Annotated in this window: 22 protein-coding genes; 10 read left to right on the top strand and 12 right to left on the bottom strand. The window is 57.9% G+C overall.

Translation table 11 applies throughout. The features are described from left to right. Positions 1-29: 29 nt before the first annotated feature. The 3 genes from betI to MARLIPOL_RS10400 all read right to left on the bottom strand — a co-directional run bounded on the left by betI (position 30) and on the right by MARLIPOL_RS10400 (position 2,009). The gene (betI, locus tag MARLIPOL_RS10390) at positions 30-623 is read right to left on the bottom strand and encodes a transcriptional regulator BetI (RefSeq protein WP_012138044.1); all 594 of its coding nucleotides are present in this window, start codon (positions 621-623) and stop codon (positions 30-32) included. A 235-nt stretch (positions 624-858) separates the two neighbouring features. Then, positions 859-1,071 carry a hypothetical protein gene (locus MARLIPOL_RS10395; RefSeq protein ID WP_012138045.1) on the bottom strand — a complete coding sequence of 71 codons (213 nt, stop codon included), beginning with the start codon at positions 1,069-1,071 and terminating at the stop codon, positions 859-861. Between the two features lie 56 nt (positions 1,072-1,127). Further along, complete coding sequence (locus MARLIPOL_RS10400; RefSeq protein WP_012138046.1) at positions 1,128-2,009, bottom strand: DMT family transporter; 882 nt, start codon at positions 2,007-2,009, stop codon at positions 1,128-1,130. 141 nt (positions 2,010-2,150) lie between these two features. Here MARLIPOL_RS10400 and MARLIPOL_RS10405 point away from each other — a divergent pair, with 141 nt between their 5' ends. Beyond that, positions 2,151-3,035, top strand: coding sequence for a helix-turn-helix transcriptional regulator (locus MARLIPOL_RS10405; RefSeq protein WP_012138048.1), 885 nt, complete (start codon positions 2,151-2,153; stop codon positions 3,033-3,035). On the opposite strand, the gene MARLIPOL_RS10410 is transcribed toward MARLIPOL_RS10405, so the two are convergent. Next, entirely contained in the window at positions 3,032-4,138 is a 1,107-nt protein-coding gene (locus tag MARLIPOL_RS10410; RefSeq protein ID WP_012138049.1) for a histone deacetylase family protein, read from the bottom strand. The two genes, MARLIPOL_RS10405 and MARLIPOL_RS10410, sit on opposite strands and share 4 nt — an antisense overlap. A gap of 315 nt (positions 4,139-4,453) precedes the next feature. Between MARLIPOL_RS10410 and MARLIPOL_RS10415 the strand changes: the two genes are divergently transcribed. Both MARLIPOL_RS10415 and MARLIPOL_RS10420 read left to right on the top strand, forming a co-directional pair. Continuing rightward, complete coding sequence (locus MARLIPOL_RS10415) at positions 4,454-5,392, top strand: metal-dependent hydrolase (protein WP_012138050.1); 939 nt, start codon at positions 4,454-4,456, stop codon at positions 5,390-5,392. Positions 5,393-5,444: 52 nt separating this feature from the next. Continuing rightward, entirely contained in the window at positions 5,445-7,010 is a 1,566-nt protein-coding gene (locus tag MARLIPOL_RS10420; protein ID WP_012138051.1) for a flavin-containing monooxygenase, read from the top strand. Here MARLIPOL_RS10420 and yghU read toward each other — a convergent pair. Continuing rightward, the gene (yghU, locus tag MARLIPOL_RS10425) at positions 6,983-7,855 is read right to left on the bottom strand and encodes a glutathione-dependent disulfide-bond oxidoreductase (protein ID WP_012138052.1); all 873 of its coding nucleotides are present in this window, start codon (positions 7,853-7,855) and stop codon (positions 6,983-6,985) included. The two genes, MARLIPOL_RS10420 and yghU, sit on opposite strands and share 28 nt — an antisense overlap. Before the next feature lie 176 nt (positions 7,856-8,031). On the opposite strand from yghU, the gene MARLIPOL_RS10430 reads away from it, so the two are divergent. The 5 genes from MARLIPOL_RS10430 (at position 8,032) to MARLIPOL_RS10450 (ending at position 14,836) form a co-directional block, all read left to right on the top strand. After that, positions 8,032-9,084, top strand: coding sequence for a TAXI family TRAP transporter solute-binding subunit (locus MARLIPOL_RS10430; protein WP_228677608.1), 1,053 nt, complete (start codon positions 8,032-8,034; stop codon positions 9,082-9,084). Between the two features lie 14 nt (positions 9,085-9,098). Further along, positions 9,099-11,264, top strand: a complete 2,166-nt coding sequence (locus MARLIPOL_RS10435; RefSeq protein ID WP_012138054.1) for a TRAP transporter permease — start codon at positions 9,099-9,101, stop codon at positions 11,262-11,264. Positions 11,265-11,274: 10 nt separating this feature from the next. Next, positions 11,275-12,018, top strand: coding sequence for a sulfite exporter TauE/SafE family protein (locus MARLIPOL_RS10440; RefSeq protein ID WP_012138055.1), 744 nt, complete (start codon positions 11,275-11,277; stop codon positions 12,016-12,018). 83 nt (positions 12,019-12,101) lie between these two features. After that, on the top strand, positions 12,102-14,297 hold the full coding sequence (locus MARLIPOL_RS10445; protein ID WP_012138056.1) for an OsmC domain/YcaO domain-containing protein: 2,196 nt from the start codon (positions 12,102-12,104) through the stop codon (positions 14,295-14,297). Continuing rightward, a complete protein-coding gene (locus MARLIPOL_RS10450; protein ID WP_012138057.1) occupies positions 14,294-14,836 on the top strand; it encodes a hypothetical protein in 543 nt (180 codons plus the stop codon). Before MARLIPOL_RS10445 ends, MARLIPOL_RS10450 begins: the two co-directional genes overlap by 4 nt. Positions 14,837-14,852: 16 nt before the next feature. On the opposite strand, the gene MARLIPOL_RS10455 is transcribed toward MARLIPOL_RS10450, so the two are convergent. From MARLIPOL_RS10455 to MARLIPOL_RS10465, 4 genes are all read right to left on the bottom strand, one after another. Then, entirely contained in the window at positions 14,853-15,308 is a 456-nt protein-coding gene (locus tag MARLIPOL_RS10455) for a BLUF domain-containing protein (protein WP_012138058.1), read from the bottom strand. A gap of 49 nt (positions 15,309-15,357) precedes the next feature. Next, positions 15,358-16,089, bottom strand: a complete 732-nt coding sequence (locus MARLIPOL_RS18730; RefSeq protein WP_012138059.1) for a Glu/Leu/Phe/Val family dehydrogenase — start codon at positions 16,087-16,089, stop codon at positions 15,358-15,360. Then, positions 16,046-16,600 carry a Glu/Leu/Phe/Val dehydrogenase dimerization domain-containing protein gene (locus MARLIPOL_RS18735; RefSeq protein WP_012138060.1) on the bottom strand — a complete coding sequence of 185 codons (555 nt, stop codon included), beginning with the start codon at positions 16,598-16,600 and terminating at the stop codon, positions 16,046-16,048. Before MARLIPOL_RS18735 ends, MARLIPOL_RS18730 begins: the two co-directional genes overlap by 44 nt. 130 nt (positions 16,601-16,730) lie before the next feature. After that, positions 16,731-17,585, bottom strand: a complete 855-nt coding sequence (locus MARLIPOL_RS10465; RefSeq protein WP_012138061.1) for a LysR family transcriptional regulator — start codon at positions 17,583-17,585, stop codon at positions 16,731-16,733. 119 nt (positions 17,586-17,704) lie between these two features. Between MARLIPOL_RS10465 and MARLIPOL_RS10470 the strand changes: the two genes are divergently transcribed. Further along, entirely contained in the window at positions 17,705-17,998 is a 294-nt protein-coding gene (locus MARLIPOL_RS10470) for a putative quinol monooxygenase (RefSeq protein ID WP_012138062.1), read from the top strand. 77 nt (positions 17,999-18,075) lie between these two features. Beyond that, positions 18,076-18,471 carry a lactoylglutathione lyase gene (gene gloA, locus MARLIPOL_RS10475; protein ID WP_012138063.1) on the top strand — a complete coding sequence of 132 codons (396 nt, stop codon included), beginning with the start codon at positions 18,076-18,078 and terminating at the stop codon, positions 18,469-18,471. A 112-nt stretch (positions 18,472-18,583) separates the two neighbouring features. Here gloA and brnA read toward each other — a convergent pair whose 3' ends face one another. The 3 genes from brnA to MARLIPOL_RS19045 all read right to left on the bottom strand — a co-directional run. Next, positions 18,584-18,820, bottom strand: coding sequence for a type II toxin-antitoxin system BrnA family antitoxin (gene brnA / locus MARLIPOL_RS10480; RefSeq protein WP_012138064.1), 237 nt, complete (start codon positions 18,818-18,820; stop codon positions 18,584-18,586). Next, positions 18,810-19,073, bottom strand: coding sequence for a BrnT family toxin (locus MARLIPOL_RS10485; protein ID WP_012138065.1), 264 nt, complete (start codon positions 19,071-19,073; stop codon positions 18,810-18,812). Before MARLIPOL_RS10485 ends, brnA begins: the two co-directional genes overlap by 11 nt. 248 nt (positions 19,074-19,321) lie before the next feature. Then, on the bottom strand, positions 19,322-19,564 hold a 243-nt coding region (locus MARLIPOL_RS19045), incomplete at its 5' end, for a transposase (RefSeq protein WP_456085431.1).

Below are 19,564 nucleotides of genomic sequence, written 5' to 3' on the forward strand. Positions count from 1 at the left end.
CCTTGTGGGCCGTTGGAATAAAGTGACGCTCAGGTCTGTGCCTGAGCCAATGTCTCGTGGACAAATTTTTTACAGAGCCTCTCGCCGGCTTCAAAGCTCTCGATCGGGTCCAGACTCAGGGCGCTGCGCAGCCAGAAGCCGTCGATCAGCGCCGCCGTTTGCCGCGCGGCTTCTGTCGCCGCTTCGGGCGTAAGCACCTGCGCAAAGGTATGGCGCAGGTTGCTGTACAGCCGCGCGTTGTTGATCTGCTGCAAGCGCTGCAGGCCGGGCTCATGCATCGAGCGCGCCCAGAAGCTGAGCCAGGTTTTGGCCGCCAGCGCCGAGCGCTGGAACTCGGAAAAATTCGATTCGATGATGCAGTTCAGCCGCTGCTCTGGAGAGCCATCGGTCTTTGCCATGCGCTCCCGCAATTCCTTACCCAGCTGATCCAGCAGATACCGCAGGGCGGCTTCGATCAAACCCTGCTTGCCACCGAAATAATGGCTGATGATGCCCGAGGACATCCCCGCCCGTTTGCTGATACTCACAATGGTGGTGTTCTGCATCCCCAGCTCGGCGATGGACTCCATGGTGGCGTCGATCAACTGCTGCTTTCGTGTGTCTTTAACTCCAACAATCGGCATGGCGACTTCGCTGTTTTCCGGTCCAAGTTTTATTAATTGAACATTCAATTAAAATAAAGGCTACAGAAAAGATGAGGGGGTTTCAACTTCTGTTGGTTGGAAATTGAACAGGCGGTGTCGGATTACGGCTTCGCCTAATCCGACCTACGGGGGTATAAAATTATCTGGGAGGGGACCTTCCACGCGCTGACATGAACGTAGGTCGGATTAGCAAAGCGTAATCCGACACACCGTCTCACTTCTTCAATCGATAATTCGGATCCGTCCAGCACTTGGGCAAGCCTTCACCGGAAGGAAACCCCAGTTCCGACTTTTCATAGAACTCCGGATCCTGGGCTTCCTCGCCGTATTGCATACTGCCCTTGATGCGGGTTTTATGGGGGTCGAACAGGGCCTGGGTATCCAGCACTTCGATTAAATGGCCGGTGTATTTTTCTGCCACAAACATAGCGCCCTCCTGTCTCTACCAAGAGCTTAGCCCCTAAACCGCAAATACGACAGTGATTACGCCAGCCTCGCTGTTGCCCTGGGTTTTCGGAACAGCACGTAGTTTCCAAGGATCGCCAGGCAAGCCCCCGCAAGCGCGGTACCGCTCCAGACAAACCCTTCCAGCCAGGTCGACACACTCAATGCCACGACCGGGAACAGGACGGTGGCGTAGCCCGCTTTGTCGGCTCCCAGCTCTCGGATCACCGTGATGTAGCTGAAAAACGCCACAATCGAGCCGGGAATAGCGAGGAACAGCGTTGCTCCCCAGAACGTTGCCCCCTGCGGTATCACCCATTCAACGCCATTCACCAGGCACCAGATACCCAGCGCAATAGCGCCGTAGAACATGGCCCAGGCATTGCCTGCAAGCAGGGGAATATTTTCCTCGCGGACCTTCAGGCTCAGCAGGTTGCCCAGGGAAAACCAGAAAGTGCCTGCGGCGGCAAACATCAGCGCCGGAAGGGTGGCATTGCCAATCTGCAGATCGTGCCAGAACAGCAGGGCAACACCGGAGATGCCAAGTGTCACCGCTGGGTAGATCCGGGGATTGGGACGAATACCCATGAACAGCCGACCATTGAAGGCGTTGAAAAGCGCTGCCAGGGAAAACACCACCGCCAGCAGGCCGCTGGTCATGTTTTCTGCCGCGCGATAGATCAGCAGGAAGTTGATGCTGTAGAGGGTTAGCCCCTGCAAAACCAGCCAACCATGCTGTCTGAGCGTAAATTTCGGCAACCGTCGCAGCAACGCCAGCCCGCCGAGGGCCACCGTAGCGGCCAGGACAAAGCGGTAGAACACCGAATTATCCACAGCAGCGGATTCAACCTGCAGTCGAATGGCTGTCCAGGTGAGCCCCCAGATCAGAACAGTCAAGGCATAATGAGCACTGATGGGCATGGCGAGACTCTCCTCAATTCAGTCGGGACTCCGGAGAATAGCCCGGTCAGCAACCCGCTGACTTGTCAGATACGGGCAAAGGGTGGAAGATTCTTGCGGTAGTAAGGGATAAAGGTGAGTAAAAATCAGGAGCCGAACGGAATGGCCACAAGCCGAAACGAACCCAGAGACATAGTGCATGCGCTGACTGCTGCCGGCGCAGCGCCTCGCCGTGTGCTGGAACTGAACGACGGTCGCGCCCTGGCTCACTGGCACAATCACCACGGGGAAGCCCGTTATGAGCGCCCCCGTCACCATGCCCTCAGCATCTACACCCGGGGCGGCGAACACACTACCCGGCAGGTGAACGGCCAGGCTGTCAGCCACGGCTTCCCGGGCGCGGTTTGTTTATTCCCTGCCGGCAGCCAGTCGCTCTGGCGCATCAACGGCCCGTTTGAATTCCTTCATTTTTACTTTACCGACCAGGACCTGCACCGCTGCGTCGAGAGTACCTGGGACCGGGAACCTGCGGCCCTGCAGCTTGGGGAGCGGTACCAGATCGAGGATGACATCATTGCCCAGACCGGGCGCCTGCTGGAGATGAGTGAATGGGAAGCCGCCAGCCAGTCGCTGGCCATGGATCACCTTGCTCACTGGCTGATTGTCCAGATAGCCGGTCGTTATGGCGCCCGCGATATCCCGGAACCAGCGGTCAGCGGCCGGTTTTCCCAATTACAGCAGCGCCAACTTGCCAACCGGATTGACGAAGCCCTGGGCTATCCCCTGGACCTGGCAACCATGGCCGGATGGCTCAACCTCAGTCCCTACCATTTCGCCCGCCTGTTCCGCGCCAGCTTCGGGCTTGCGCCCTATCAGTACGTTCAGGAGCAGCGGTTGCTCCGGGCAAGACGATTGCTGCAACAGCCATCCGCGAAAGTGATTGCGGTCGCCCTTGAGTGCGGCTTCGGCGATGCCAGCCAGTTCTCCCGGGCATTCCGGAGAAGGTTTGGCCAGTCGCCGTCGGAGTATCGGGGCGAGCAGACCTAACCCGTATCTTCGTCGGTAAAGGCCCCACGATGAAACTCTGCGGCCCGGTCTACCTCCTCCATGCCACAAACCTTCGGATCCGGCACCGAGCCACCTGCCAGTACCTTCAGCACTGAATGGACTCCGTGGGACAGGGATTCCGTGTTGTATCCCCCTTCCAGAACGCACACCAGCCGGCCATCACAATGCCGCCGGGCCAGGGACTGCATCACACTGGCCATGGCTGCAAAGCCTTCATAACTGACGTTCATCGCCAGATCGAACCAGTGTGCATCAAAGCCCGCCGACACCAGAATCAGATCCGGGTTGAAGTACTCCGTAGCCGGCACAACGATTTCCTGCATGGCGTGGAAATAGGCCATATCGCCGGCCCCACCGGGCAAAGGCACATTCACAGTGGTACCTTCCCCACGACCGGCACCGATGTCATCCAAGGCGCCCGTGCCCGGGTAGAACGGTGCCGCCCGGTGCAGATCAATGAACATCACGTCGGGATCGGCCCAGAAAATGTCCTGGGTGCCGTTGCCATGATGAACATCCCAGTCCAGGATCAAAACCCGCTTGCAGCCCAGCACGGCCTTGGCATGGGCCGCCGCGACCGCAACGTTGTTGAACAGGCAGAACCCCCTCGCCCGGGCCGGTTCGGCATGATGTCCCGGCGGACGCACCAACGCGAACGCACTTTCGGTCTGGCCCGCCATCACCGCCTCCACCGCGGCGATCGCCGTACCCGCAGCGACTTCTGCCGCTTCAACACTGCCTGGCGACACTGCGGTGGTGTCAACATCCAGCCAGGCACTGTCATCTCTGAGGGAAAAAATATCGTCCAGGAAAGACATGGTGTGAACGCGGGCCAGTTGCTCGCGAGTTGCGGCCTGCCCGGGCGCAAAAGCCACATCCGGAATGGGCTCCCGATTGAGGAGCTCCATGACGGCTTGCAGGCGCCCGGGATGTTCCGGGTACTTCCATTGCACGGCGAGGCCAGACAGGATGGTACGAATGCGCTTGTCCAGTCGCCCAGGCAGAAACGCGGTATTCACATCGGGGAAGTGCTTGAGAACCCGCTCATCATAAAACACGGTGACCACCTTCCGATCCGTCACAAGGCCCTCCGTATTTCCGGTTCATGGGATAGCCCTGAAACCAGTGCAGGGCCTTGTACAAAGCATAGTCACAAAGCCCGAAAACACACACCACCAATCGCAGCCGCTTCATACCGGGTCGCCAAAATCCGAACAAGCATTCGTATTACTGTCCTCTCTGGCCGGTTACCGCGGGAAAGCTGCCGCCATCACCGTCTCCCGTGCCTCGCCGGGTTCCGAATTGAACCCGAACAATTAGTCGCCTTAGTATTTTAACCTGACAAATGCTTTAGCCACGCGGTTCACAACGTGATCCCGGCCCCCAAGGAAACCATCATGACCACAGCAACCGCCGAAAAACTCGACTCCGTGGCGATACCACCGGAAGCGCCAAAGGCTGATGTACCCATCCGGCACATGAAGTTCGATTTCAACGCCAGGGATGCCGACCCCAACTTTTATATGAACACCGAACTGGCATCCGCCTACTTCGAAGCCCTGTCGATCTTTCTGACCTACGGCGAAGATCTGGTTATCGAGACCGCCCGCCACCATCGCGAATTCCTCAAGGATCCGGTACTGAAACAGCGGGTAACCTCGCTGATCGGCCAGGAGGCGTTGCATTCCAAAGTGCACGAGGAATGGAACGAAGTGCTGAAGGAACACCGCTTTCCGGTGACCTTCTACCGCTTCCTCGCCGAGAACGTCTTCAACTACGGGTTCCGACGGTTTCCGCAACCGCTGCAGCTCTCGCTGATGGCCGGCATCGAGCATTTCACCGCCGTACTGGCAGAATTCATGATGAAGCACGAAGACAACTTCTTTCACAGTGAGGATGAGAAGCAGCGTGGCCTGTGGATGTGGCACATGCTGGAGGAGTCCGAGCACAAAGACATCGCCTACGATGTCTTCCAGGAGCTTTCAGGCAACTATGCGCTACGCGTCAGCGGGTTTGCGCTGGCCCTGATCACCATCTGGTTCCTGGTCCCGCTGGGGGGTGTACTGATTCCGTTCATCCGACGGCCTCGCAACCTGATCAGCCTCCGTTTCTGGAAGGACGCCAAGCGCAGCCTGGATCTGCTGATCGGTCGCGGGGACGGTGTCTATGGCAGCACCCTTGGCCATGTATTCGATTACCTGCGCCCGGGCTTCCACCCCAACGATCACGATACCTCCGAGTATCTCGCCTACTACAAAGAGCGCCTGCTCAACCCGGAGACCGGTCTTTTGGCGCCCTACCTGCTCAAGGAAATCGTCCCGCCGGTGCGGGCGTAAATCCGGACGGGCAGCTGCTTCAAACAACGGAATTCAACAACGGTCACAACACATGGCACATTCAAACATCAACTCCTCCGCCGCAGACACTGTCTACGATACCTTTATTGTCGGCGCGGGTATTTCCGGGCTGGCCACGGCGATCAAGCTCAAGAAAACCGGCTATCACAACTTCAAGATCATCGAGAAAGCCAGCCGGGTCGGTGGCACCTGGCGGGAAAACACCTACCCGGGCTGTGGCTGCGATGTGCCGTCATCGCTCTATTCCTACTCCTTTGCCCCGAGCAGCAAGTGGAGCAACCTGTTTGCCAAGCAGCCGGAAATTCTGGATTACCTGGAGAACGTCAGCGATGACTTCGGCATCACCCCGCTGATCGAGTTCAACAACGAATTGCACCGCGCCGCCTGGGATGAGGAGCGCCATCTCTGGCAACTGGATACCGCTGACGGCCGATACCTGTCGAAAACCGTGGTCTTTGCCACCGGCCCGATCACCGAATCCAAGATTCCATCGATTCCGGGTCTGGATTCCTTCAAGGGCGAAATGTTCCACTCCGCCCGCTGGAATCACAATTACGACCTGACCGGCAAGCGTATTGCCGTCATCGGCACCGGCGCGTCGGCCATCCAGTTTGTGCCCCGTATCCAGCCGCAGGCGGCGGAACTCCATGTCTTCCAACGCACGGCGCCCTGGGTACTACCCAAGCCCGACATGCAGCTGGGCGATACCAGCAAGCAGGTGGTTGACCGCTTCCCGGCGATCCAGAGCACCTGGCGCAAGGCCGTTGCCGGCTCGCTGAATGTGATCAATTTCGGTCTGCGCAACCCGACTTTCCTGAAGCCCGTCAACGTCGCCGCCCGACAACTGCTGAAGCTTCAGATTCAGGACCCGGAACTGCGCAAGGCGGTGACCCCGAACTTCGACATCGGCTGCAAGCGCATTCTGTTTGCCAACGATTACTACGCCGCCCTGCAGGCGGACAACACTTCGCTGATTCCCAGTGGGCTGGTGAAAGTGGAAGGCAATACGGTCATTGCCGCCAACGGCGAACGCCGTGAAGTGGACGTGATTATCTGGGGTACCGGGTTCGACGTCTCCCACCCGCCCATCGGTAACAAGGTGTTCAACGCTAACGGTCAGTGCTGGGCCGACCTGTGGAAGCACAGTTCACCGGAGGCGTACCTGGGCACCACCCTGGAAAATTCCCCGAACGCGTTCCTGATCCTCGGGCCCAACGTACTGGTGTATGACTCGTTTATCCGGCTGGCGGAGGCACAGCTCGACTACATCATTGACGGTCTGTGGAAGATCAAGGAAAAGCGCATCAGCAAACTGAGCATCAAACGCTCGGTGCTGAAGCAGCACAACCAACGGGTGCAGAAGAACCTGCAGACCACCGTCTTCAACGCCGGCGGCTGCAGCAGCTACTACCTGGACCAGAACGGCCGCAACTTCGCTGCCTGGCCCTGGTCACTGAGCGCACTGAAGCGCCGGCTGGACGTGTTCAAGCTGGAAGATTACGACGCCGAATTTGCCGGCAAAGGCATAGTCCACACCCTATCTGACCAGCCAGTGACACAGGCAGTCGTTCAGGAAGAAGTCTCCAACTTGTCCTGAGTGCGGAGCTCGAAATCGCTGGCGTCGTGCCGCTCATGGAGCTGGCTCGACGGCTCGCCCCAGGCCCGGTTGACCATGCGGCCACGCTGCACAGCCGGGCGCTTGGCGATCTCATCCGTCCAGCGGATCACGTTGGTGTAGGTGTGGGCTTCGAGGAATTCAGCCGCCTCGTAGACCTTATTCTTCACCAGCGCCCCGTACCAGGGCCAGATCGCCATATCGGCAATGGTGTATTCGTCACCGGCAATGTACGGACGATCCGCCAGCTGGCGATCCAGCACATCCAGTTGGCGCTTGACCTCCATGGTGTAGCGGTTGATCGGGTATTCGTACTTCTCAGGGGCGTAGGCATAGAAGTGACCAAAACCGCCACCCAGCATCGGCGCGCTGCCCATTTGCCAGAACAACCAGTTCATGCACTCGGCACGACCGGCAACGTCTTCGGGTACGAAGGCACCAAACTTCTCGGCGAGATACAGCAGAATCGAGCCTGATTCAAACAACCGCACCGGCGGATTGGTACTGTAGTCCATCATCGCCGGAATCTTGGAATTCGGGTTCACTCCGACAAACCCGCTGCCGAATTGCTCCCCTTCGGTAATGCGGATCAGGTAGGCATCGTATTCCGCCCCTTCAAAACCCAGAGCCAGCAGCTCTTCCAGCATCACCGTCACTTTCACGCCGTTGGGCGTCGCCAGTGAATACAGCTGCAACGGATGCTTGCCCACCGGCAGCTCTTTCTCATGGGTAGGGCCGGCAATGGGGCGATTGATGTTGGCAAAGGCGCCGCCGCTGGCGGAGTCCCATGTCCAGACTTTCGGCGGGGTGTAGGTGTTATCGGTCATACATCGGCCTCTTCTCGAGATGTGGATGAATAACGCTCACTGTACCGGAAAACACGACGGTGTCACGGTGGCCACAGTCCAGCCCTGTGGAATCAGCCAACTCATCTACGCCTAATGGCTAAATCGATACGGTGGCTGATTGTGTCGGCCTGGTCTAGATTGATCGGGATAAAACAATGCCAAAAGTTCACTCGTTCCGACCAATCAGTAAGGACACCGTCATGAACAAGCGCCAGTTCCTGAAATCCGCCACGGCGATGCTTGCCGCCGCGACCCTCGGGGTTTCCCTCAATGCCCAGGCCGAGGGCAAATACATCATGGGAACCGCAACAACCGGTGGCACCTATTACCCGGTAGGGGTCGCGATCTCCACCCTGATCAAGGTCAAACTTGAACCCACTCAGAATATCTCCGTGTCTGCCATCAGCTCAGCCGGCTCCGGCGAGAACCTGAAGCTGATGGACGAGGACCAGATCCAGTTTGGCATTCTCCAGGGCCTCTACGGCGCCTGGGCGTGGGGCGGCAGTGGGCCGGTGCCCAAGGCTTACAAGAACCTGCGGTCCGTGTCCATGCTGTGGCAGAACGTGGAACACTTTGTGGTTCGCAGCGAACTGGCTGACAGCGGCACCATTGCCGATATGGAAAACCTCTATGGTGAGAGCTTCTCTATCGGCGCCCGCAATTCCGGCACCGAAGGCTCCGGCCGTTTCATTCTCGGCAAACTGGGCGTCGACCTGGAAGCCATGGATATGGCTTACCTGGGGTATGGTCCCAGTGCCGATGCCCTGCAGAACGGCAACATTGACGGCATGAACATTCCAGCTGGAGTGCCGGCTTCCGCAGTCACCCGGGCCTACGCCAACATGGGCAGTGACATCACCACCCTGGATTTCACCGCCGAGCAACTGGCCCAGGTGAACAGCGAGTTCGAGCTCTGGTCCCCCTATGAAATTCCGGCGGGCACCTATCCCAATCAGGACAAGGCGATCAATACCATTGCCCAGCCCAACATACTGGCGGTGCGGAACGATGTCTCGGAAGAGGATGTCTACCAGATCACCAAGACCATCTACGAGAACCTGCCATTCCTGAACAACATCCACGCGGCCACCAAGGCCATGGCGCTGGAAAAGGCCATAGTCGGCCTGCCCATGCCATTGCATCCCGGGGCAGCGCGTTTCTATTTGGAACAGGGCATCGAGATTCCGGACCGCCTGATCGCGGAATAGGGGCAAGTACCTGAGTGAGTAACGCTGCCCCCGACCATGACCCGGGACTGGACACCCGGCTGGAGAAGATTCGCGAGGAAAGCCCAACGGAGGCGCCCGAGCGGTTGGATCACCCGGTCATTGGCCGGGTGATTTTTGTGCTGGCCATTGGCATTGCCCTCAGCCATCTCTGGTTCAATACCTTCTCCACGCTGTCGGAGCTGTGGACGTCCGCCCTGCATTTCGGTCTGTTTGGCCTGTTGTGTGCCCTGGCCATGCCCATGGTGCGCAGCGAGCGCCCCGGTACCCGGCGGTTGGTGTTCACGGTAGACCTTGTGCTCGGCATGCTCGCCCTGGGGTGCGCCCTCTACCTGATCGGGTTCGAGGATGCCCTTTACGACCGGGGGGTGGTGTTCTCGACTGCTGACTGGGTGATGTCCATTCTCGCAGTGCTCCTGGTGCTGGAGTTTGCCCGCCGTACCACCGGCTGGTTCATCCCCTGCCTCTGCATCGTCGCGCTCACCTACGTGGCCTGGTGGGGTCAGTACGTGGATGGCATATTCAATTTCCCGGGGCTCACCTGGGAAACGGTGCTGTTTCGCTCCTACATCGGGGGTCAGGGTATGCTCGGCCCCATTGCCCGTATCTCCTGGACCTACGTGTTCATGTTCATCCTCTTCGGCGCGTTCCTGGTGAAATCCGGCGCCGGTGACTTCATCATTGACCTGGCCCGCTGTGCTGCTGGCCGCTTTGTCGGCGGTCCAGGATTTGTGGCGGTGTTTTCGTCAGGCCTGATGGGGTCGGTGTCCGGCTCCAGTGTAGCGAATACCGTATCTACCGGGGTGATCACCATTCCGTTGATGCGCAAGGCCGGATTTCCGGCCCGGTTTGCCGGTGGCGTCGAGGCCGCGGCGTCCACCGGGGGCCAGCTGATGCCCCCGGTCATGGGGGCCGGGGCTTTTATCATGGCGTCCTACACCCAGGTGTCCTACGTCACCATCATCGGTGTGGCGGCACTACCGGCGTTGTTGTACTTCCTCTCCGTGGCAATGTTTGTCCGCATCGAGGCCAAACGCAGCCATGCCGTCAAACTGGAAGACGAGAACGCCGAAACCTTTATCCAGGTCCTCAAAGGAGGCTGGCATTACCTGTTGCCGCTGGTCATCCTGGTGGCCGCACTGATCTACGGCTTTACCCCGACCTATGCCGCCGGCATTGCCATTATCTCGGTCGTGGTGGCGTCCTGGCTGACCAAGAACCCGATGACGCCACGGGACATCCTCGACGCCCTCGCCCAGGGCACCCGCAACATCATGACGACCGCGATCCTGCTGATTACCGTGGGGCTGATCGTGAATGTGATCTCCACCACCGGGATCGGTAACACCTTCTCATTGATGATTACCAACTGGGCCGGCGGCAGCCTGCTGATCACCATCACGCTGGTGGCGCTGGCATCGCTGATCCTGGGCATGGGATTGCCGGTAACCGCCGCCTATATCGTGCTGGCCACCCTGTCGGCGCCAGCCATCTATGGACTGATCGCCCAGAGCCAGCTGCTGGAGTTGATGGTCAGCGGTAACTTGCCGCAGGAGGCGCAGGCCATCTTCATGCTCACCGCGCCGGACAGCATGAACCTGCTCAATGCCCCGATGGATATGGCAACAGCCACCCAATTGCTGGCGGGCGTACCGGACACCTTCAGCACGCAGCTGCAGGAACAGGCGTTATCGCCTCACGCCCTGACCATGGCGTTAGTCTCGGCCCACATGATCATCTTCTGGTTGTCCCAGGACTCCAACGTAACGCCACCGGTCTGTCTCACCGCATTTGCAGCGGCGGCCATCGCCGGCACCCCCGCCATGCGCACCGGGCTGACCGCCTGGAAGATCGCCAAGGGTCTGTACATCATCCCGCTGCTGTTTGCCTATTCTCCCCTGGTATCGGGTACTCCCGCTGAGGCCATCAAGGTGTTCACCTTTGCACTGTTCGGGATTTACGCGATCGTAGCGGGTATGGAGGGGTACCTGGAACATCGGCTGACCTGGTGGCTGCGACTTCTGATGTTCCCCGTAGGTGCGTTGATGTTATGGCCCCATGGCATGATCTGGGTCGACCTGGCCGGTTTGGTTATCTTCCTGGCATTGTTGGTCTGGAGTGCCCGGCGCGGTATGGGTATGACGCACCCGGCCACGGCATGATCGACTGCTCATGAGCCTGATGGAAATCCTGGCCCTGGTGGCCATTGGCGGGGTGGCGGGGTTTATCAACGTGCTGTCCTCCGGCGGGTCGATGCTGACGCTGCCGCTGCTGATGTTTCTGGGGCTGCCCGCCCCGGTTGCCAACGGCACCAACCGGGTAGCGATCACCCTGCAGAGCATCACCGCTGTGGGCACATTCTTGCGGGCGGGCCACAGCAATCTGGCGGTCAGCATCCGCCTGTCCATCCCGGCGGTGGCAGGGGCCCTCATTGGTGCCTGGACAGCCACATGGATTCCCCGGCCGATCTTCGAAGGCGTGCTGATTACCGCCATGATTGGCGCCGCCATTTTCATGCTGCTGCCACAGCCCCGGCTCGATACCCGCCCCTTAACGCCGGAGCGGCTGGGCATTCCCGAATACCTCGCGCTTTTCCTGATTGGTCTCTACGGTGGTTTTATTCAGGTCGGCGTCGGGGCGCTGTTCGTTGTGGTGCTCTATCGCATGCTGAAGATCGACCTGCCCCAGGTGAATGTGATCAAGGTTTTTGTCATTCTGATCTACACCCTGCCTGCCCTGGCGATCTTTGCCCTCAACGATCAGGTGCTCTGGGGCATGGGGCTGGTGCTGGCGCTCGGAAATATGGCCGGCGCGGTGGTGGCGGTCCGGGTGAACATGGGAGTCCGAGGCGCACAATGGATCAAGTGGCTGACCCTGGTGATGGTAGCAGCGATCCTGGTGCGATTGATCTGGTAGGGAAGACGTGGGGCGGCAAAAGCTGGATAATGGCAACCGGCTTCTGATAGCCCGCTCAATTCTGCAAACGCGGTACCCTGTTCATGGAAATCAAAGTTAACTTTCTGGAAAATCTTCGACTTGAAGCCAAGTTTGATGATTTCACCGTCACTACCGACCAGCCCATTCGCTACAAGGGCGATGGCTCGGCGCCCAGCCCGTTCGACTATTTCCTGGCGTCATCGGCACTCTGTGCGGCTTACTTTGTGCGGGTTTACTGCAAGGCGCGGGATATTCCGACGGAAAACATCCGCCTGTCGCAAAACAACATTGTCGACCCGGAAAACCGCTACAACCAGATATTCAGAATTGAGGTGGAGCTACCGGAAGACATTTCCGAAAAGGACCGCCAGGGCATCCTGCGCTCGATCGATCGCTGCACCGTAAAAAAAGTGGTGCAGACCGGTCCCGAATTCCAGATTGAAGTCGTCGAGAATCTCGACGAGGACGCCCAGGCCCTTCTGATGGCGCCGCCGGAAGGCGAAGCGAGTACTTACATTGTCGGTAAGGACCTGCCGCTGGAGCAGACCATCGCCAACATGACCGGCATCCTTGAAGACCTGGGCATGAAAATCGAGATCGCTTCCTGGCGCAATATCGTGCCCCACGTGTGGTCGCTGCACATCCGCGATGCCGCCTCGCCCATGTGCTTTACCAACGGCAAGGGTGCCACCAAGGAAAGCGCACTGTGTTCGGCATTGGGCGAATTCATTGAGCGCCTGAACTGCAACTTCTTCTACAACGACCAGTTCTTCGGCGAAGAGATCGCCAACAGCGAGTTTGTGCATTATCCCAACGAGCAATGGTTCAAACCCGGCCCGGACGACGAGCTGCCCGAGGGTATTCTGGATGACCACTGCCTCGCCATCTACAACCCCGAGGGGGAGCTCTGTGGCTCCCACCTGATTGACACCAACTCCGGCCGGCGTGACCGCGGTATCTGCTCCCTGCCCTTCGTGCGCCAGTCCGACGGCGAAGTGGTGTACTTTCCCTCCAACCTGATCGAGAACCTGTACCTCAGCAACGGCATGAGTGCCGGCAACACCCTGGACGAAGCACAGGTACAGTGCCTGTCGGAAATCTTCGAGCGGGCGGTGAAGAAGCAGATCATCGAAGAAGAAGTGGCTCTGCCGGATGTGCCCCGGGAAGTACTGGAGAAATACCCGGACATTCTCGAGGGCATCGAAGCCCTGGAAGCCCAGGGCTTCCCGACCCTGGTGAAAGACGCCTCCCTTGGCGGCCAGTTCCCGGTGATGTGCGTGACGCTGATGAACCCGAGAACCGGCGGCGTGTTTGCCTCCTTCGGCGCCCACCCGAGCTTTGAAGTGGCGCTGGAACGCAGCCTGACGGAACTGCTCCAGGGCCGCAGCTTCGAGGGTCTGAACGACGTACCGGCTCCCACCTTCAACAGTCTGGCGGTCACCGAGCCCAACAACTTCGTTGAACACTTTATTGATTCCACCGGCGTGGTGTCTTGGCGTTTCTTCAGTGCCAGATCCAACTACGATTTCTGCGAGTGGGATTTCTCCGGCACCAACGCGGAAGAAGCCGATGGACTGTTCAGCATCCTCGCGGACATGGGCAAGGAAGTCTACGTGGCCGTTTATGAGGAATTGGGCGCACCGGTCTGCCGTATTCTGGTGCCGGGTTATTCCGAGGTGTATCCGGTCGAGGATCTGATCATGGATAACACCAACATGGCCCTGAACTACCGGGAAGACATCCTCAACCTGCACCGCCTGAGCGATGAGCAACTGGCCGATCTGGTGGAGCGCCTGGAAGCCAGCCAGCTCGACAACTACATGACGATCATCACCCTGATCGGCGTGGAGTTTGACGAGAATACCGTGTGGGGTCAGCTCACCATCCTCGAGCTGAAAATCCTGATCTGCCTTGCCCTGCAGTGGCACGAGGAAGCGCTCGAATTTGTCGACATGTTCCTGCAATTCAACGACAACACCGTCGAACGTGGGCTGTTTTACCAGGCAGTACAGGCAGTGCTGGAAGTCACCCTCGATGACGAGATGACGCTGGACGACTACCTGACCAACTTCCGGCGCATGTTCGGGGACGAGACCATGAACGCCGTGGTGGGTTCAGTCAGTGGCGAGGTCCGGTTCCACGGCCTGACCCCGACCAATACGCAACTGGAAGGCCTGGACAAGCACCTGCGGCTGATTGACAGCTACAAGAAGCTGCACGCGGCCCGGGCAGCCAAAGCGGGAATCACCTCAAAATGACAAACCGATGGTTAACCGGCCTGGTCCTGGCTACCCTCCTGGCCTCTCCGATGGCTGTCATGTCTGCCCTCGCGACGCCGGCATGCTCCGAATCGGAAAACGGTTGGGTACCGACCCGCTATTATGCCCGTGGTGCAGTCACCTTCTATCGCGGCGACTGGTACCGCTCTCAGGAACGCCACGAAGGCCGTGAACCGGGACAGGGGGCGTTCGCCTGGCAACGCCTTGAAGCGCCTCCCGCGTGTACCGCAGACCAGGACGAGTCAGCACCACGCCCAGATGCCACCACCCCACCGGACCAGCAGTCCCAGAAAACACCACGGATCGAAGACAAGCAGCCACAAACGTCGGGCACAGCCAAGGTCAACTGCCCGGAACCCCCGACGTGGTCCTTCGCCGGGAGCTACAACGTCGGTGACCAGGTCCTTCACGAGGGGCAAGTCTATCGCGCCATCCGCCAGAGCAATGGCACCCTGCCAGGGTCCGGACATCCGCCGCACTGGCAACTGTCGCCACAGCCCTGCCGGAACATGCCGTGACCGCGCGGACTGTTTGTTATCTCAATGAGGCACGCCAGTTACCATCCTTGAACGCCTCAAGTAACTTTTTAGCTCTGCCCGGATCCAGCTCCGTGAAACACTTTTTGGTATAGAAGAAGTCGTTCAGCCCCTCTATCTCCTTTAAATCCTGTCGGGTGACACCAGCGTACCCCATCGTCCACTCCGAGAAGTTTCTGGCCTCAATGGACTCTCTGATAATCTTGGTGATCCGGCGATGCCTCTTATCCCTGAAGATCTTTTCGTACAACGCATCGACACTCTCAGCCGGGCCTTCCAACACTTGAAAGAACGACCCTTCCTCGTACAACAACATTCCGGTAACGCCTAACGCAGAATTCGCTTCCCTGGCTTTTTCGAGGAGGGACACCATATCTGCCTCACTGAACCTGACGGTGCCGGCATTGCAGTAAATGCAATGTATCAAATCGTTTTCCACAACTTCGTCACTCATGCCCAGAAGTACTCCTTGAGATAACCGGCCTGACCGGGACCTTACCCGACTAACACCAGCCGCGCATGTGCATCGCCTCTTCAATCCGTTTAAGTGCATTAATCCATGCACCCAGCCGGATTGATTTTACTTGGTATTCAGCTGCCGTGTTCAATGCTTCGCGGTAGCTTCTGGTCAACCGCTCCTGTCGCATGCGGTTAATCGTATCGATATCCCAGTAATAATCGGAGAGCCCCTGGCTACGTTCCATTTGGCATAAATGCACACTACCGGCGTTGGCCAGTACATCCGGTACGACGATCACCCCTTTTTCCAGTAGCATCTCATCGGCGGCGACCGTGACTGGGGCATTGGCGGCCTCTACCACCATCCGGGCCCTGATCCTGTCGGCATTGTCAGCGGTAATGACGCCCTGAACTGACGCAGGTACCAGCACATCACAGTCACATTCCAGCATCTCTGCGCTGGTTAAAGGCTGGCTGCCCCTAAAGTCTGCGACTTTCCCCGTGGTCTGCTTGTGCGCCAACAGCCCGGGAATATCGAGCCCGTTGTTCGCATAGACGCCGCCACGGCTATCACTCACCGCCACCACATCACAACCGGCTTCGTAGAACAGACTTGCCGCTACCGACCCGACCTGGCCAAAGCCCTGAACAGCGACACGGGCACTTTCAATATCAACGCCATGCAGCTCCGCAGCTTCCCGAAATACGTCGAAAACACCGCTGCCGGTTGCCTCATACCCCCCCAGCGATCCACCAAGGATGGGGGGGTTTGTCATTGACCGCTGTCGGCTCATGGTAGCCGGTGACAGATTCATACTCGTCAAGCATCCAGCTCATGGCTTGCAGCCCCGTGCCGATATCCGCACCGGGCACATCGTAAGCCGGACCACGGGGGCGCAGGTTTCGAATGTAGGCCCGGCAAAGAGACTGCAATTCCCGATCACTCAGTTCACGCGGGTCAGCCACAATGCCGCCCTTGCCCCCACCGGCGGGAATCCGGCCAGCCGCATGTTTGATCGCCATAATCAGTGCCAGCGATTTCCCCTCATCAAGGTCGAGATGGGCAGAAATACGTGTCCCATCACGACTCGGACCCAGAGCATCGTTATAACGGACACGATGGGCGTCGAAGACGCGAAAGCTGCCGTCGTCCATCTTCAGTGGAATTCGAAACGACACCACGCGCCCGGGTGCGGCAAGATATTCCATCACATTGGGATCAATCTGACCGAGACGTCCGGCCTCACGAAGAATCTGTCCACTTTCATCCAGAAGATCGTATGTCATGGCGTACCCCCTTTCAGATGTTGGGCGGCCCCGGATCAGGAACCACACCCTGACCCTAAAGATAGCAGCCAGAGAAATCTTGGGGGTGAGCCACGGGGGCATATCATGCCGAGAACACGTCCCTGGTGAGTCAGCTCTCCTGACCCATAAAAAAATCCATGAAGGTGGATATTTCCGGCTGTTCCCGGCCACGCCGCCAGACAAAGAACAGCTCACTATCCCCCATCTCATAACGCTCTACGGTGTTACCCGGATCAATCTGATTCAGCATGGACAATGGAAACCAGGAAAGCCCCAGGCCGGCTTTCACATACTGAAAGATAACGTGGTAAGACTCGACACGAATGCTTCGGCCGGAGCCCACACCCTGCTGGAGGGCCCATTCATCCATCCTGACCCGGTATGAGCAATTTGTGCCGAACCCGAATATATCAAGGTCCGTCATCGCATCACCAGGCCCTCCCCGGTTGAGCGGTGTGATCAGACACATCCTTTCCCGGTATGCCGGGCAGCTTTCCAGTAATGGATGCTCAATCGGGCCGTCCGTAATCACAAGGTCCATTTCGCCAGCCAGTACTGCAGCCTCCAGCTCCGATGAAGGCCTGCAGCAGATATCCAGTTTTACCTGTGGATACTGCACACGGAACTTCGGCAGCCGAGCAGGCAGAAAATCGAAGAGGCTCACATCAAGCGCGCCAAGATACATCTCCCATTGCGCCTGTTTTTCATCAAATAGCCCAGCAGCATGATCAACCCGTTGGATAATGCTGACCGCCTCCCCATAAAAACGCCGCCCATTGGGAGTCAGCACCAGCCTTTTTCCTTCTCGGTGGAACAGCACGGTGCCAAGCACTTCCTCCAATTCCCTGATCCTTGCCGTCACGTTAGAGGGAACACAGAACAGGGTTTTGGCAGCCTGAGCCACCGACCCCTGCTCCACCACCGCCCGGAAGTGACGGAGCTGATTCAGCTTTATATTGTTCACTTTTGGTGTCCATAAAGAAGAGATTTAATTACTTTTAATGATATCAGGATGTATTTAACCTGTCTCCGTGCTTAAAAACCACGCACCACAAATCAGAGCAACCTCTCAGGAGTTCCACCATGAGTTACCACGTACTGGTTCAGTTCGATATCCCCCCCGCCAAACGCGACGATTTCGCCAAAGCGGCGCTCTTTGACGCCAACGGCTCACTGGAAAACGAGCCCGGCACACTGCGCTTTGAAGTGATCCGTGATGAAAACAACCCGAATCGCTTTTACCTGGACGAAGTCTACGAAAGCGCCGAGGCCTTCCAGCAGCATTGCCAGAATGAAACCATCAAACAGTTTTATGAAATGGTGGATAGCTATGCCCAAGGGCCGAATTTTATTTTCAAAGGCTATCTTGAAAAATAAAACCATCAGCCCTCTGCCCCCGGACCTGCAGGGCAGTCCGGGGGTAAAAGCCCACGACGAGAAACAGGAGCATCATCATGCGTGTACTGCATACCATGTTGAGAGTTATCAATCTGGAAGAATCACTTCGTTTTTATACCGAGGCGCTCGGCATGCATCTGCTACGGCAGAAAGAATACCCCGACGGACGCTTTACGCTGGCGTTTGTTGGCTATGCCCCGGAGACCGAGGCAGCAGCACTGGAGTTGACCTGGAATTGGGACCAGACCGACTACACCCTTGGTGACCAATATGGCCATGTCGCCATTGAAGTGGACAACGCTGCGCAAGCCTGCGAACGGGCTCGAAAACTGGGTTACCGGGTGACCCGCGAAGCTGGCCCCATGAAACACGGCAAAACCATACTGGCGTTTGTGGAAGACCCCAACGGCTACAGCATCGAGTTCATCCAGAAAGGCACGCAGTTTGACTAGAACTGCACTCCTTTTTGATTAATCACGCCGTTGTTCAGCGGCCGGTTTGAAGGCGCAACCACGCTGGAAAACCGGTCCGGTGGAGACCCGTCAGGGCCGGAACGAACTGCAACTACTTGTTAGCAGATTCTTGCTGAAGACGCTCTACCAGCCACACTTTGATGATTGATTGGCGGGTAACGCCATAGCGCGCAGCCTCACGATCCAACGACTCGACAACCCAAGCCGGGAAATCGACGTTGATTCGCTTTTGTTCTTGATTAACGCGGCGAGCAGTGGACAGGTCCAGGTCTTCCACAATATCTTCCTGACCTGCCTCAAATTTCTTATCGAAGTCTTTAGCTTTCATAGAGCTCAACCTCCTTCCTGCGGGAACGCCTGACTGAAATCAGGCGAGTACGACCTTCCCTGTGTGTGACGACAGCTGACCAGTGCTTTTCACCAATCTTGCCGATCAGCAAAAACCTTGGCTCGCCCTCTGCTTTTGCGCGGACTTCCAGCAGATACGGATCGCTCCACAGCTCTTGGGCAGCCACGAAATCGATACCGTGCTTGTCCAGGTTCGCTTGGCTTTTACTTTCGTCGAATTCAAACTCATCCATGAGTAGAAATTATACCTTTTTTGGTCGTACTTCAAGATACAGGAGGACTAGCTGAATTGCTAACGAGGCTGTAGAAAAACCCAATTCCGAGCCGTTCCCACCGCCTGGTTCCTGAAATTTTGTCGCGGCCATCAACTGACCGATGATTCCGATTCCGGTGTTCAGCGAGTCATTTCGACTCCTTGCCGCTTCCAGTGCCGGTATTGCTGGCATCCAGGGGCCACCTTTCCGGCCTTCTGCCCCCAGTATCACGCCGCCAACTGTCCGTAATTCGCCAGCTTCTCAATATTGTGCACCAGGCAGTATAGCTGCCACTGGCCCTGTACCTTCTTCTTGCCTTGTAGGCTGAAGCGGTTCAGCCACTTGGTGGTACCAATGTTACCGAACACCGGCTCTACCACCGACATGCGGTGACTGTATATCTCCTTGCCCTGTTGGCTATCCACACGGTGCTTCATCCAGTCGGTGTAGTTGGGCAGGCGCTTGTTCTC

Origin of the sequence: Marinobacter lipolyticus SM19, from assembly GCF_000397065.2 — a bacterium.
Classification (GTDB): domain Bacteria; phylum Pseudomonadota; class Gammaproteobacteria; order Pseudomonadales; family Oleiphilaceae; genus Marinobacter; species Marinobacter lipolyticus.

Coding starts and splice junctions, on each gene's coding strand:
- brnA (WP_012138064.1), bottom strand. CDS start 18,820: ATGAAAGCTAAAGACTTCGATAAGAAATTTGAGGCAGGTCAGGAAGAT.
- yghU (WP_012138052.1), bottom strand. CDS start 7,855: ATGACCGATAACACCTACACCCCGCCGAAAGTCTGGACATGGGACTCC.
- MARLIPOL_RS10450 (WP_012138057.1), top strand. CDS start 14,294: ATGACAAACCGATGGTTAACCGGCCTGGTCCTGGCTACCCTCCTGGCC.
- MARLIPOL_RS18735 (WP_012138060.1), bottom strand. CDS start 16,600: ATGACATACGATCTTCTGGATGAAAGTGGACAGATTCTTCGTGAGGCC.
- MARLIPOL_RS10470 (WP_012138062.1), top strand. CDS start 17,705: ATGAGTTACCACGTACTGGTTCAGTTCGATATCCCCCCCGCCAAACGC.
- MARLIPOL_RS10415 (WP_012138050.1), top strand. CDS start 4,454: ATGACCACAGCAACCGCCGAAAAACTCGACTCCGTGGCGATACCACCG.
- MARLIPOL_RS10445 (WP_012138056.1), top strand. CDS start 12,102: ATGGAAATCAAAGTTAACTTTCTGGAAAATCTTCGACTTGAAGCCAAG.
- betI (WP_012138044.1), bottom strand. CDS start 623: ATGCCGATTGTTGGAGTTAAAGACACACGAAAGCAGCAGTTGATCGAC.
- MARLIPOL_RS10455 (WP_012138058.1), bottom strand. CDS start 15,308: ATGAGTGACGAAGTTGTGGAAAACGATTTGATACATTGCATTTACTGC.
- MARLIPOL_RS10440 (WP_012138055.1), top strand. CDS start 11,275: ATGAGCCTGATGGAAATCCTGGCCCTGGTGGCCATTGGCGGGGTGGCG.
- gloA (WP_012138063.1), top strand. CDS start 18,076: ATGCGTGTACTGCATACCATGTTGAGAGTTATCAATCTGGAAGAATCA.
- MARLIPOL_RS10485 (WP_012138065.1), bottom strand. CDS start 19,073: ATGGATGAGTTTGAATTCGACGAAAGTAAAAGCCAAGCGAACCTGGAC.
- MARLIPOL_RS10405 (WP_012138048.1), top strand. CDS start 2,151: ATGGCCACAAGCCGAAACGAACCCAGAGACATAGTGCATGCGCTGACT.
- MARLIPOL_RS10430 (WP_228677608.1), top strand. CDS start 8,032: ATGCCAAAAGTTCACTCGTTCCGACCAATCAGTAAGGACACCGTCATG.
- MARLIPOL_RS10395 (WP_012138045.1), bottom strand. CDS start 1,071: ATGTTTGTGGCAGAAAAATACACCGGCCATTTAATCGAAGTGCTGGAT.
- MARLIPOL_RS10420 (WP_012138051.1), top strand. CDS start 5,445: ATGGCACATTCAAACATCAACTCCTCCGCCGCAGACACTGTCTACGAT.
- MARLIPOL_RS18730 (WP_012138059.1), bottom strand. CDS start 16,089: ATGACAAACCCCCCCATCCTTGGTGGATCGCTGGGGGGGTATGAGGCA.
- MARLIPOL_RS10400 (WP_012138046.1), bottom strand. CDS start 2,009: ATGCCCATCAGTGCTCATTATGCCTTGACTGTTCTGATCTGGGGGCTC.